Origin of the sequence: Rhizobium sp. Root1220, from assembly GCF_001426265.1 — a bacterium.
Taxonomy (GTDB): domain Bacteria; phylum Pseudomonadota; class Alphaproteobacteria; order Rhizobiales; family Rhizobiaceae; genus Rhizobium.
The window spans coordinates 208,690-221,639 of the sequence record NZ_LMDG01000036.1 but is presented as its reverse complement, the minus strand read 5'-3'; the positions used below and the strand labels follow the sequence as shown (position 1 = coordinate 221,639).

The following is a 12,950-nucleotide window of genomic DNA, read 5'->3' as shown; positions in this document are numbered from 1 at the left end:
GTGAACAAGAAACTGTCATCAAGCCTTCGCCTCGCCTTGCTACAGGAATTGCCGGCCCATTGAGCCAATTCAAATTTCCTGCAAGCGCTTGAAATTAAACACATTTATACCGGAGAAAACCATGTCTGACCGTCAGAAGACGAGGGCGCGTCCCAATCCGCGCCGTGCATTCGCGCCCAGCTACGGCGCCGTTCTCGAAGAGGGCGTCCGCCGCCGCAGCGTTCTCAAGGGCTTCCTTGCGGCCATGGGCGCCGCGGCACTTGCGCCGGCGCTGGGTGCGCCACGTGCCGAGGCTGCCGATTCCAGCCTGACCTTTCCTGAACTGAAGCGCGTGCGCGACACCGCCGACCACTGGCCGGAAGGCTATGATCGTCAGATCCTGCTGCGCTGGGGCGATGCGTTGTTTGCCGACAGCCCCGAATTCGACATCGCGACGCTGGATGGCAAGGCTGCCGAGCGGCAGTTCGGTTACAACAACGACTTCACGCAGTTCCTACCCTTGCCCTGGGGCGAGAAGAGCTCGGATCACGGGTTGATCGTCGTCAGCCATGAATATGCGACGCCCTTCCTGATGTTCCCGGGCCTGACCGACGAGGACTATCGCGAGAAGCTGAACGACAACCAGATCCGCGCCATCATGGCGGCGCTCGGCGTGTCGATCTTTGAAGTGAAGAAGACGGACGGCAAGTGGGCGGTGGTCAAAGACGGCCAGTATAATCGCCGCATCCACATGAGCACGGAAATCGGCATTTCCGGTCCAGCTGCCGGCGACGACCGGCTGAAAACCAAGGCCGACCCGACGGGAACCGTGGTGTTCGGCACGATCTCGAACTGCAATGGCGGCATCACGCCCTGGGGTACGATGCTTTCGGGCGAAGAAGGCGCGATGGACGTTTTCGCTGGCGACTACAAGAAGCTGCCGAACCAGGAACTGGTCGAACGCCAGGGCTGGGACGAGGACGAAAACGACATCTATTCCGTCAGCCGCGTCGAGCCGCGCTTCAAGTTTGAGGAAGAGCCGAACGAATGGATGCGCTTTGACTGGGTGGTCGAGATCGACCCATTCGATCCGACCGCCAAGCCCGTCAAGCGCACCTCGCTCGGCCGCATGACGCACGAAGGCGCACAATGTTGCGTCGCCCCTGACGGCCGCGTGGTGGTCTTCATGGGTGATGACGACGACTTCGAATATATCTATCGCTTCGTCACTCGCGATGCCTGGAACCCGAACGACCGCGCCGCCAACAAGGACCTGCTCGACAACGGCACGCTGTCGGTCGCCAAGTTCGAAAGCGACGGCACGATGCACTGGATCCCGCTGATAGCCGGGCAGGGGCCGCTGACGGCGGAAGCCGGCTTCAAGACACAGGCCGACGTGGTGCTGGCAACGCGCGCCGCGGCCGATCTCGTCGGCGCCACGCCGATGGATGCGCCTGAAGGTTTCATTGCGCATCCTGGTACCGGCAAGCTCTATGTGGCGATGACGGAGAACGAAGACCGTCTGCCGAAGGGCCAGGGCGACAGTGCGAAAGAGATGGTCAACGATGCCAATCCGCGCGGCCCGAACCCGCACGGCCATCTGTTGGAGTTGGTGACGCCGGGCTCGCCTGAGAAACCAGACTATGCGGCCGACAGTTTCAAATGGGATGTGTTCGTTCTCTGCGGCGATCCCGCCAAGGCCGAGGATCAGGCGATGTTCCATCCGGGCACGACGTCCGCTGGCTGGTTTACCGATCCGGACAACCTTGCTGTCGATCCGGCCGGACGCCTCTGGGTCACCACCGACGGCCCGCCGCCGGAAGGCATCGCGGATTCGGTCTACGTGATGGAGACCGAAGGCGCGAACCGCGCGCTGCCCAAGCTCTTCTACATCGCGCCGGTTGGCTCGGAGTGCTGTTCTCCGACCTTTACTTCGGACGGCGGCAGCGTCTTCCTCTCGGTGCAGCATCCTGGCGAGTTGCGCATGGCGGACAATGAAGATGCAACCTCGATGGAGGATGCCGGTACCAACTGGCCGGACTTCAAGCCGGGCATGCCCGCCCGCCCGGCACTGGTGGTTGTGAGCCGCAGCAACAACGGCGTTGTCGGTAGCTAACCGATAAAATGCCCGGACCGGCAAACCTTCTGGATTTGCCGGTCCGGTTTAATTTTAAGGTGCTGAAATACCCGGTGCCGCATCATTTCGGAAACATTCCGTTGTGAGCGGCCTCACGCCGACGTCATGCCGGCGTTAGTGTCATGCAGCCGAGCGAATACGCGTCTGAACGGCGTAGATGTCCTCGAGCGCTTCGAGAATTCTCAGGACGGCTTCGGAACTGCTGGAATAGTAGATCGTCTGCGCGTCGCGGCGGGTCTTGACCAGCTTCTGCGCACGCAGCTTCGAGAGATGCTGAGACAGTGCCGACTGGCTGAGGCCAACCTCCGTTGCCAGCGCGCCGACCGGAATTTCGCCCTTGACGAGGTTGCAGAGAATGAGCAAGCGCTTCGGATTGGCCATTGCGGAGAGGAGGGCGGCGGCAATGTTTGCGTGGGCGGCTAAATCAATTGTGTCCATAATCGTCTTTCTGATGTGAAACTAATTTCAAAAACGCACGTGCCCTGCCAAAGAATGTCGGACGGCAAAAACTATCAACAGCGCCTCAAGATTGTATATAGCTAAATTTCAGGTATTGCGTATTTTATGTTAGATATGTGTGAACAAGCGCCTTCGACCCCTTCCGCAACCTCGTCGAATTCGTAGCGCACCAGGAAATCACCCGAAATCACGTCAATTCCGGCACAATCGAGCCCGCAAATGCGCCAATCTATCCGTTTTTCAGCCTTGGCGCCTGCCGCTCTCCTCGCGAGATCGGAGTCGGTTTCTATTAAATTTAGCACTATCGCATCGGCCCGCGCTGCTAACGCCTCGTTGCCTGATGATCGAATCATCAGGTCTTCGCCGTCCAGAACATAGGCCCGCCCGAAACCGCCGTTGAGGCTTGCTGACTGCGGTACGAGCCTGAAAAACCGAAAATCCGGGAAATCGACATAGAGCTTCGCCTTTGAATGACGGCTCAGAAAGCGACCGCGAATTCGGGCGTGAACGTCGGTGTCGCGTTCCACCGGTTCGGCCAGGCATTGCGTCGTCAGCCGTGCATGAGCGAGGGGATCGCCCTTGCCGGGTTCGCCGGTCAGCAGCGAAGCGCGGCGGTCAGCGTCAAGCGCGCGCGTATGCGTCGACAGGCCGGACACGAGAATGACGGGTACGCCATCGATGTCGGTGCCGAGCAGGACGCGGCTTGAAAAGGGGAAGCCGCTCTCCGGGTCGAGAACGGCAATTGCGGCATAGCGGGCAGAGCGGAGGAGCGTGCGAGCGAGCTTGCGGGCCTCTCCATCCGTTTCCCGAAGGACGGAAGCTTGATCTTTCATGTCCACTTTCTGGCCGAAGTGGGAGGCTGGATCAAGCCTGTTCTTTGCGTCGATGCTGGGTTAGGCCCGCAACGATGTCCTGCGCCGAGATGGTGCCTATGACGGCGCCATTTTCGACGACGCCGATGCTGCCGGGTTGACGGGCCAGTGCGTCGAGGATGTCGACCAGCGGCGTTTGCGCGCGCGCCGTGCCGCTGACGACGCTCCCCACCCCTGCGCTGCCGAGCCCGGGCTGCATGACGTCCTGTGCGGTCAGCATGCTGATCGGGTTCATGTGCTGGACGAAGTCGGCGACATACTGATCGGCCGGGTTCTTGACGATATCTTGCGGGGTCCCGCACTGGATGATGCGACCGCCCTCCATGATCGCAATGCGGTTGCCGATGCGGAAAGCTTCGTCGAGATCGTGGCTGACGAAGAGGATTGTCTTTTTCAGGCGCCGCTGGAATTCGAGAAGTTCATCCTGCAGGCGGGTACGGATCAGCGGGTCGAGTGCCGAGAACGGCTCGTCCATGAGGAGGATCGGGGCGCCTGTGGCGAAAGCACGGGCAAGGCCGACGCGCTGCTGCATGCCGCCAGAGAGCTCATTGACCCTGCGATCCGCCCATTTCGTCAGGTTGACGAGCTCGAGTTGTTCGCCGACGCGCTGCTTGCGTTCGGCCTCGGGCATGCCGGCGAGTTCGAGGCCGAATCCGACGTTGTCCGCGACCGTGCGCCACGGGAGCAGCGCGAACTGCTGGAACACCATCGAGACGGTATGCATGCGCAGGTCGCGCAGGCCCTTGGCGCTCGTCTTGTAGGGATTGACGATGCCGGTGCTGGTTGCGACCGAGACCTCGCCGCGCACCACCGGTGCAAGTCCGTTGACGGCGCGCAGCAGTGTCGATTTGCCGGAGCCGGAAAGCCCCATGAGCACGAGGATCTCGCCTTCCTGGACCGACAGAGATGCATCGGCGACACCGAGGACAAGCCCGGTGGCAGCGCCGATTTCGTCGCGATTCTTGCCCTGGTCTGCCAGCGCGAGCGCGTCGGCCGGCTTGTCGCCGAAGACGATGCTGACATTGTCGAAGCGGACGGCCGTCATACGCCTTCTCCTTCACCAGCCGAGCGGAACATGCGATCAAGAATGATCGCGAGAATGACGATACAGAGACCTGCCTGGAAGCCCATGGCCACGTTGACCGTATTCAGCGCGCGCACGACAGGTTTGCCCAGGCCGTCAGCGCCCACCAGAGCGGCGATAACCACCATCGAAAGCGACAACATGATTGTCTGCGTCAGTCCCGCCATGATCTGCGGCATGGCAAACGGAAGCTCGACTTTGCGCAAAACCTGCGTCGGCGTCGCGCCGAAGGATTCGGCAGCCTCGACGAGGGAAGGAGGGGTCGAGATGATGCCGAGGCGCGTAAGGCGGATCGGCGCGGGGATGGCAAAGATGACTGTTGCAATCAGGCCAGGGACCATGCCGAGGCCGAACAGAATGAGGGCGGGGATCAGATAGACGAATGTCGGGATCGTCTGCATCAGGTCAAGCACCGGACGCATGATCGAGAACACCCAGGCGCGCCTGGCGCCGGCGATGCCGAGCGGAATACCGATGGCCATACTGACGAACGTCGAGGCAAGGACAAGCGCCAGCGTTTCGGTTGTTTCCTTCCAGTAGCCCTGGTTCATGATCAGCAGCAATCCCAGCAGCGTGAAGATTGCGACGCCGATCGAGCGCCGGAGCCAATAGGCAATTGCGACAATCACCGCGAGGACGATCAGTGGATGCGGCGCCTGCAGGACGAAAAGCAATGCGCCGATGACATGCGACAGGACCGAAGCCAGCCAGTCAAAAAACCATTCGCCGCTCGAGGTCAGCCAATCGACCGTATATTTGGCGAAAGGGCCGATGGGAATTTTATAGTCGGTGATCCAGTTCAAGGAGCGCGCCTATCCGAAAGAGCAGAGATCAGGACGAAGCAAAAAGGGGCGGCCCTGGCCGCCCCCGTTCATCAGATTCAGAGGCCGAGGCCCGATTTGACGGCCGAAAGGGCGTCTTTGCCGTCCTTCGTCGTCACACCGGCAAGCCATGGATCGACTGCCGTCGGATTTGCCTTCAGCCATTCAGTCGCCGCGACCTGCGGATCCTCACCATCGTTGAGGATCTTGCCCATGATCTTGTTTTCCATTTCCAGATTGAACTTCAGATTGGAGATGAACTTGCCGACATTCGGGCATTCGGTCGTGTATCCGGCTCGGGTGTTGGTGTGGACCGTCGCACCGCCGAAGTTCGGACCGAAGGTGCTGTCGCCACCGGTCAGATAGGTCATCTTGAAGTTCTCGTTCATCGGGTGGGGTGCCCAACCGAGGAATACAACCGGCTTGCCGTCCTTCTCCGCACGGGCAACCTGTGCCAGCATGCCCTGTTCGGAGGACTCGACGACTTCAAGGCCGCCCATTCCCATCTCGTTCTTTTCGATCAGGGTCATGACCAGGCGATTGCCATCGTTACCCGGCTCGATCCCGAAGATCTTGCCGTCAAGCTCGTCCTTGTGCTTGCCGATATCGCTGAAGTCCTTGATGCCGAGTTCAGCGCCCTTGGCGTTGGTGGCCAGCGTGTACTTCGCGCCTTCGAGGTTGGCACCGATGGATTCAACCGTCTTGTCGTCGAGATAGGGCTGAACATCCTTCTGCTGCGCTGGCATCCAGTTGCCCAGGAATACGTCGATGTCCTTGTTCTTCAACGACTGATAGGTCACCGGAACCGAGAGGACCTTGACGTCCGGCTCGTAGCCGAGGTTCTTCAGAAGAACAGCCGCGGTAGCGGTTGTTGCAGTGATATCCGTCCAGCCGACGTCTGAAAGACGCACGGCAGAGCAGCTATCGGGATCTGCGGCAAAAACCGCGGTTGCGACGGAAAGAGCGGCAACTGCGGTGGCAGTGGTCAGTTTGAATGCGCTTGTCGTTTTCATTTTAGACTCCCAGTCTTACGTTCCCAAGCCAATCATCAATAGCCGAGTTTTACAAGCGACCTCAGCGCGTTTGCGCCGCATTGCAGTACCCGATTGCGACGTTCGCGCTTTTTCTTGGAAAGCCAAGATTTCAAAGGGTTCCGCGATTGTCGGACGTGAATTTCCTGTGGCTAACAAAATGCGGGGCTTTTCTTCCCGCTTTCGAGCTTTCAAGAACGAAAAGACGGAGAAAACGATGGCAAAGCTCTATTTCAACTACTCAACCATGAATGCCGGCAAGTCGACGATGCTGCTACAGGCCTCGTACAACTACGAGGAACGCGGAATGCGCGCCGTTCTCCTGATTGCGGCCTTCGACGAGCGGATGGGAAAGGGTGTCATCGGCTCGAGGATCGGGCTTGAAGCCGATGCCATCGCCTTCGAGCCGGAAACCGATCTTTACGCCCTCGTCGGCGATCTCGGCCGGGAGGCGGAACCGATCGCCTGCATCTTCGTCGACGAGGCGCATTTCATGACGCGGGAACATGTGTGGCAGCTCGCCCGCATTGTCGACCGCAGGAATATTCCCGTCATGGTCTACGGGCTGAGGACCGATTTCCAAGGGAAGCTTTTCCCCGCTTCGCAGGAGCTTCTCGCGATTGCCGACGAGATGCGCGAAGTGCGCACCATCTGCCATTGCGGACGGAAGGCGACGATGGTCGTTCGTCTCGATGCGAACGGAAACGTGGCACATGAAGGCGCCCAGATCGAAGTCGGTGGAAATGAGAAGTACGTATCGCTATGCCGTCGTCACTGGGACGATGCCATGAACGGTGAATGGATCGCCGAAGCGGTCTGACTGTTTTCTTTGTCAGGGCGACCGGGTAGTTTCTTCCAATTGATTCCAGGGGGCGTCCGGTGCGCAAGCCTTTCTCCTTCGACACCCAATACGAGGCTGCCCGGACACTAGCGGAAGCGTTGCGCCCGGAGGCGAAGCTGTGCGCGGAGTTCATGAACGAGTTCGCCCGCTACGGCGCACAGACCGACGACGAGCGTTTTCTCGTCGAAAATGGACGCTTTCAGGGGTTTGCCGCAGCCGGCGTGAACCTTGCCAAACTACTGGCTGAGCTTGTCTCCGCCCTCGACGCGATGACGGTGAAGGTCTCCGCTGACCTCGACGGTTTTCGAGGTCTCACAAGGGCCGAAAAGCTGATAGGACGCTTATCGCGGCAACGCATGTGGCGTCGCCACAGCGCCCGGGTGCGAGCGGCGCCGGTGGTGGAACGGTTACGCGATCTTCTGCTGAAGTCGGATGCCGTGGCCGGCCTGATCGAGAACCATCGCGCGCTGGCGCGCGTAACGCACAAGGCCGCCGAACGCCGGCTGATCGACATCGTCGAGCACCGCCGGCGTCTTGTCGACGAGATCGACATCGCGCGCCTCCGCATCAAGGAGTTGAATGCCAAGGCGTTGACGACGCAGGGGCGGATCGGCCTCTATGGCAGCAAGGCCGAATGGGAGACAATGGAAGAGGAGCGCCGCGCACTGAAGTCGGAAGCAGATCGCATTTCCAACGAGGAACACGCGATGCGCGACGAAAGTCAGTGGCGTGAAAGGTTCATCAACATCTTCCAGCTCTTCGTCGATGCGCTCAACAATCAGATCGGTCTCTGTAACGCGCTTGCCCGCAAGCAGATGATCGACACGGAAGAGCGATTGCTGATCTACCAGTCACAGGTGGATACCGAAATTCCCGGCTCGAAGGTTCAGATATCGACGGAGCTGTTTCCCAATATCGCCGGACCGATCTCGCTGTTCGAACGCGGAATGCTGGTGCCGCAGGAGCTGGAGCATCGCAAGCGGGCCGCCGACGGCATCTTCCGCAAGGCGTTCGCCGCTTTCGCGCCGGATCACGACACGGCTCCTGGGACGCCAATTCTCGATACGACGAAGATCTCCACCCGCCTGCGATTCAGATTTCTGCGCTCGTAGCCCGCGCAAGACAATAACATCGACGTGATGTTGTGCTTGCGCGGTCGAGCACATATGTGAGTGCTGAGGAAATATTTCGCCCGCCGTCGCAAGGAGAACAGGATGCTCGACCGGATTGCCGGTTTTTTCAGGCTGATCGGACGCATGATCGGTCGCTGGGTTCGGGTCTTCTTTGCGTGGGCCTTCTGGCCGTTCATGGCTGCAAGAGGGTGGTATGTTCAACGGACATGGATGGTTCGGCTGCCGATCATCGGTCTCGTTGCCTTGCTTGTCGTTCTCTATGGCTACTTCGTCTGGCAGACGCAGGTATGGACCGGTTTCAATCCCTCGTTCGTCAACGAATACCGGCTGTCGGAACGCAAGATTCCGGCTGGGCAGGAACTGCCGGTGGCCGATGGCGCTACCGCGCCCGCGGCCAAGGCCTGCCAGCGCTCGGCAATCGTGGACGTTGCCGCGGATCTGACCGATTTCAACGTCAACCAGAATGCGTGGATTTCATCCATGCTGCTCTATCGCCTCGGCTTCTTCGGCGTCGACTGGGACCACACGCCGTTCCTGGACAACAAGGCGTCGTTTCAGCGTGGCGTAAATCAGGCGGTTCGTCGCACGTCCGCTGAACTCGTCGATACGCTTGGGCGCGTGCGCGGCACATCGGGTATCAACAGCGATTTGCAGGATGCCCGCGGCAAACTGCAGTTCGATGAATACAGCTGGTATTTCGGCCTCAATCCGTTCGGCCCCAAGACGCCGACGCCTAGCTATTACCGGTCCGCGCTCGAGAGCCTGCGGAAATTCAACACCGACCTGGCGAGCTGCAACGCAATCTTCGATACGCGTGCGGACAACCTCATCCAATTCATCGACCGCATTGCCAACGATCTAGGCAGCACGTCCGACGTGCTTGCGGACCGCTCGGCAAACCATCATCGCGGTTGGTTCGATACGCGTGCCGACGATCGGTTCTGGTTCGCCTATGGTCAGCTGTATGCCTATTATGCAATCCTGACCGCCGCCCAATCGGATTTTTCGCAGGTCGTTGCAGAGCGCAACCTCGGCGCCATTTTCGGTGCGACGATGCGGCAATTCCAGGCGGCCTTGCGGATCCAGCCAGCGATCATTTCCAACGGTCGCGAGGACGGTCTGGTCATGCCTAGCCATTTGGCGACAATGGGCTTCTATATCCTGAGGGTGCGCTCAAATCTCGTCGAGCTTCGCTCGGTGCTCGATCGCTGAGCGCTCAGTTGATCAGCTTGAGCCGGATCGCCTTTGCGACCAACTGGGTGCGGTTCACGCAGTCGAGCTTCCTGATCGCGCTGGTCATGTAGGCGTTCACCGTGTGGTCGGACAGGGAGAGGATCTGCCCGATCTCGATCGATGTCTTGCCCTGTGCAGTCCAGCGGACGACCTCGTGTTCACGAGCGGAGAGTGCCGGGTGCTCGGCAGCCTTGGCGCGCTTCACGAGATTGTAGGCGTCGAGCACCTGTAACGTGACCATAACGAGCTCGTTGAGCTCGGTTTGACCAAGCGGCGCGCGATCTCCGCCCAACCACAAAAGCAGGCGCTCGCCGTTTAGCGCGTAGGTCGGTATAGCGACGCCGGTCTGCATGTCGAAAGCGTCCAGCAAATCACGCAACTCAGGGGGGAACGGGTAAGCAGGCGCTGGCTCGGTCAGGTTCCACACACGAGGCAGCGCCGAGTCTTGCATGCCAGCGGGGATAAGCGGACTGTGCGCTACCGCCGCGCGATCGGCTCGGCTGAAATATGCAGCCGGAAGCGAGGTCTCTATCAGAAGTGCCTTCAGAAGTAGGATTTCGGGCGATGGGGCGTGCATCAGGGTGATGTACCTGAAGCCGAACGCTCGCGCTACTTTGGCGAGAATTTCTGCAAACTCAGCCCTGGTCCTGGCAGCGGAAATCTCGACGGACAAAGACAGTTGCCTCTCCGAGGTAGTCATGTAAGACATCGATACGTCCCTGCTTACCGTCATTTCGGTGCCATGAAATATGGAATCCGATATATTTGCTAGCAGAAACAGCGGAGCACGCGGTGATTAATTGCGTCATCCGGAATTAATCACAGAAAATCTCTTATTGGTTGTGTTTTTCGGGCTAGGAATAACAACCGATGTGGGTGAGTGTTTCGTTTTCGTTGTATCGGTGTAGCGAAAAAAGCTACACCCGAGCGGTCTTGGCGGAAACTTTGCCAAGTCGACACGGCCTTTGCCGAATCGTTTAATCATCACGCCTTCTCGCTACCCTTCGCCTTCTTGGTAATCAACTCGAGATAACCGAGCAGAACCGCGGACACGACAAACGCCAGATGCATGGCCGTCAACCACATGATTTTCCCATCCGTGTACTGGTCGACGTTGAGGAAGACCTGCAGCAGGTGGATGGAGGAAATCGCGACGATCGAGGAGGCGACTTTGATCTTGAGGCTACCGGCGTCGAGCTTGCCAATGAAGGATACGTCGTCTTCGCTTTCCTCGAACCGGCTGACGAAGTTCTCATATCCCGAGATCATCACCATCACGATGAGGCTGGCGACCAGCGCCGCGTCGATGAGACCCAGCATGGCAAGGATCATTTCGCCCTCATCGAGCAGGAATACGCCACCCGCGACCTTAAGCAACTTGTAGCCGAAGGAAACGGCGTAAAGCGCCAGCGACCCAGCCAGACCTATATAGAAGACCACCAGTATCCAGCGGCTCGAAAGGATGATGCGCTCGACCACAAGTTCGAGTGATTTCATGTCTTGTCCTCGCAAATATAGAATCGGTCGATCTACAGATAGCGGCTTGGGCAAGCGTTCCGCAACGCGACACTATTCACAGTTCCGGCATATTTCGCTATCCCCGTTGTAGCACATATGGCGTTCGCCGAGCGCAACGAGACAAAGTGGGGAAATAGCCATGGCAGCCTACAAATCCGATATCGAAATCGCCCGCGCTGCAGACAAGAAGCGTATCTTCGACATCGGTGCCAAGCTTGGGATCCCTGCCGAACAGCTAGCGCCCTACGGGCACGACAAGGCAAAGATCAGTGCCGAATTCATCGCCGGCCTGGCCGGCAGACCGGATGGCAAGCTGATCCTGGTGACGGCGATCAATCCGACGCCGGCGGGCGAGGGGAAGACGACCACGACCGTAGGGCTTGGCGACGGACTGAACCGGATCGGCAAGAAAGCGGTGGTCTGCATCCGCGAGGCCTCGCTCGGCCCCTGTTTCGGCGTGAAGGGCGGTGCAGCCGGCGGCGGTTATGCGCAGGTCATCCCCATGGAGGATATCAACCTGCACTTCACCGGGGACTTTCATGCAATCACCTCGGCGCACAATCTGCTGGCTGCGATGATCGACAACCACATCTACTGGGGCAACGAGCAGGATATCGATATCCGCCGCGTCACATGGCGCCGGGTCATGGACATGAACGACCGGGCGCTGCGCGAAATGGTCTCGTCGCTCGGCGGCGTCGCCAACGGTTTTCCCCGACAGAGCGGCTTCGATATCACCGTCGCTTCGGAAGTGATGGCGATCCTTTGCCTTGCTTCCGATCTCAGGGATCTCGAAGCCCGTCTCGGCAATATCATCGTCGGTTATCGGCGCGACAAGACGGCGGTGTATGCCCGCGACCTCAAGGCCGATGGTGCGATGGCCGTTCTGCTGAAGGATGCCATGCAGCCGAACCTCGTGCAGACGCTGGAAAACAACCCGGCGCTCGTGCATGGCGGTCCTTTTGCCAACATTGCCCATGGCTGCAATTCGGTGATTGCTACCAGGACAGCGCTGAAGCTCGGCGAATATGTCGTGACCGAGGCCGGCTTCGGAGCCGATCTCGGCGCGGAGAAATTCTTCGACATCAAGTGCCGCAAGGCGGGGCTGAAGCCCGACGCGGCTGTCATCGTCGCGACCGTGCGAGCGCTGAAGATGAATGGCGGTGTCAGGAAGGAAGATCTCGGAACGGAGAATGTGAGCGCGCTGAAGAAGGGTTGTTCCAATCTCGGCCGCCACCTTGCCAATGTCCGCAAGTTCGGTGTCCCCGTGGTCGTCGCGATCAACCATTTCATTTCGGATACCGACGCCGAAGTGGCCGCGGTGAAGGAATATGTGTCGCGTCTCGGTGCGGAAGCGATCCTATGCCGGCATTGGGCGGAGGGCTCGGCCGGAATCGAGGATCTCGCCTACAAGGTGGTCGAACTTGCCGAATCCGGGCAGGCGAAGTTCGAGCCGCTCTATCCGGACGATGTTCCGCTTTTCGAGAAGATCGAAGTCGTCGCCTCCAAGATCTACCACGCTGGCGAGGTGACGGCCGACAAGGCCGTGCGCGATCAGCTGCAGGCCTGGGAAGACGAGGGTTATGGGAATCTTCCCGTATGCATGGCGAAGACGCAGTATTCGTTTTCGACCGACCCTAACCTTCGAGGTGCCCCCGAGGGGCATATCGTGCCGGTTCGCGAGGTGCGCCTCTCCGCCGGCGCCGGCTTCATTGTGGTCATCACCGGTGAAATCATGACCATGCCGGGGCTGCCGAAATCGCCTTCGGCGGAGCGAATCTATCTTAACGAGCAGGGATATATTGAAGGGTTGTTTTAGGCCCGGCAGGTTCAGACGCGATG

The 12,950-nt window shown here is 59.5% G+C and carries 12 protein-coding genes; 5 read left to right on the top strand and 7 right to left on the bottom strand.

Translation table 11 applies throughout. From position 1 onward, the window contains the following. Positions 1 to 121: 121 nt before the first annotated feature. On the top strand, positions 122 to 2,095 hold the full coding sequence (locus tag ASC90_RS25825) for a PhoX family phosphatase (protein ID WP_056547005.1): 1,974 nt from the start codon (positions 122 to 124) through the stop codon (positions 2,093 to 2,095). 141 nt (positions 2,096 to 2,236) lie between these two features. Here the strand turns inward: ASC90_RS25825 and ASC90_RS25820 are convergent, their stop codons facing one another. The 5 genes from ASC90_RS25820 to ASC90_RS25800 all read right to left on the bottom strand — a co-directional run bounded on the left by ASC90_RS25820 (position 2,237) and on the right by ASC90_RS25800 (position 6,365). Beyond that, entirely contained in the window at positions 2,237 to 2,554 is a 318-nt protein-coding gene (locus ASC90_RS25820; protein WP_056547002.1) for a metalloregulator ArsR/SmtB family transcription factor, read from the bottom strand. A 101-nt stretch (positions 2,555 to 2,655) separates the two neighbouring features. Beyond that, positions 2,656 to 3,408, bottom strand: a complete 753-nt coding sequence (locus tag ASC90_RS25815; RefSeq protein ID WP_056546999.1) for a pyridoxamine 5'-phosphate oxidase family protein — start codon at positions 3,406 to 3,408, stop codon at positions 2,656 to 2,658. A gap of 31 nt (positions 3,409 to 3,439) precedes the next feature. Then, a complete protein-coding gene (choV, locus tag ASC90_RS25810; RefSeq protein ID WP_056546996.1) occupies positions 3,440 to 4,492 on the bottom strand; it encodes a choline ABC transporter ATP-binding protein in 1,053 nt (350 codons plus the stop codon). Further along, complete coding sequence (gene choW / locus ASC90_RS25805) at positions 4,489 to 5,334, bottom strand: choline ABC transporter permease subunit (RefSeq protein ID WP_056546993.1); 846 nt, start codon at positions 5,332 to 5,334, stop codon at positions 4,489 to 4,491. Before choW ends, choV begins: the two co-directional genes overlap by 4 nt. Positions 5,335 to 5,411: 77 nt before the next feature. After that, positions 5,412 to 6,365 (bottom strand): choline ABC transporter substrate-binding protein, encoded by a 954-nt coding sequence (locus ASC90_RS25800; RefSeq protein ID WP_056546990.1) that lies wholly within the window; start codon positions 6,363 to 6,365, stop codon positions 5,412 to 5,414. 235 nt (positions 6,366 to 6,600) lie between these two features. On the opposite strand from ASC90_RS25800, the gene ASC90_RS25795 reads away from it, so the two are divergent. From ASC90_RS25795 to ASC90_RS25785, 3 genes are all read left to right on the top strand, one after another. Continuing rightward, a complete protein-coding gene (locus ASC90_RS25795) occupies positions 6,601 to 7,203 on the top strand; it encodes a thymidine kinase (RefSeq protein WP_056547281.1) in 603 nt (200 codons plus the stop codon). 59 nt (positions 7,204 to 7,262) lie between these two features. After that, on the top strand, positions 7,263 to 8,336 hold the full coding sequence (locus ASC90_RS25790) for a hypothetical protein (protein WP_056546987.1): 1,074 nt from the start codon (positions 7,263 to 7,265) through the stop codon (positions 8,334 to 8,336). Between the two features lie 102 nt (positions 8,337 to 8,438). Further along, positions 8,439 to 9,569 carry a DUF2333 family protein gene (locus ASC90_RS25785; protein WP_056546985.1) on the top strand — a complete coding sequence of 377 codons (1,131 nt, stop codon included), beginning with the start codon at positions 8,439 to 8,441 and terminating at the stop codon, positions 9,567 to 9,569. A 4-nt stretch (positions 9,570 to 9,573) separates the two neighbouring features. Here ASC90_RS25785 and ASC90_RS25780 read toward each other — a convergent pair whose 3' ends face one another. Together ASC90_RS25780 and ASC90_RS25775 are read right to left on the bottom strand one after the other, a co-directional pair. Then, complete coding sequence (locus tag ASC90_RS25780) at positions 9,574 to 10,299, bottom strand: LuxR family transcriptional regulator (RefSeq protein ID WP_056547279.1); 726 nt, start codon at positions 10,297 to 10,299, stop codon at positions 9,574 to 9,576. A 275-nt stretch (positions 10,300 to 10,574) separates the two neighbouring features. After that, complete coding sequence (locus ASC90_RS25775) at positions 10,575 to 11,087, bottom strand: TIGR00645 family protein (protein ID WP_056546983.1); 513 nt, start codon at positions 11,085 to 11,087, stop codon at positions 10,575 to 10,577. A gap of 160 nt (positions 11,088 to 11,247) precedes the next feature. Here ASC90_RS25775 and ASC90_RS25770 point away from each other — a divergent pair, with 160 nt between their 5' ends. Beyond that, positions 11,248 to 12,927: a formate--tetrahydrofolate ligase gene (locus tag ASC90_RS25770; RefSeq protein ID WP_056546980.1), complete on the top strand. Its 1,680-nt coding sequence runs from the start codon at positions 11,248 to 11,250 to the stop codon at positions 12,925 to 12,927. The last annotated feature ends 23 nt before the right edge of the window (positions 12,928 to 12,950 follow it).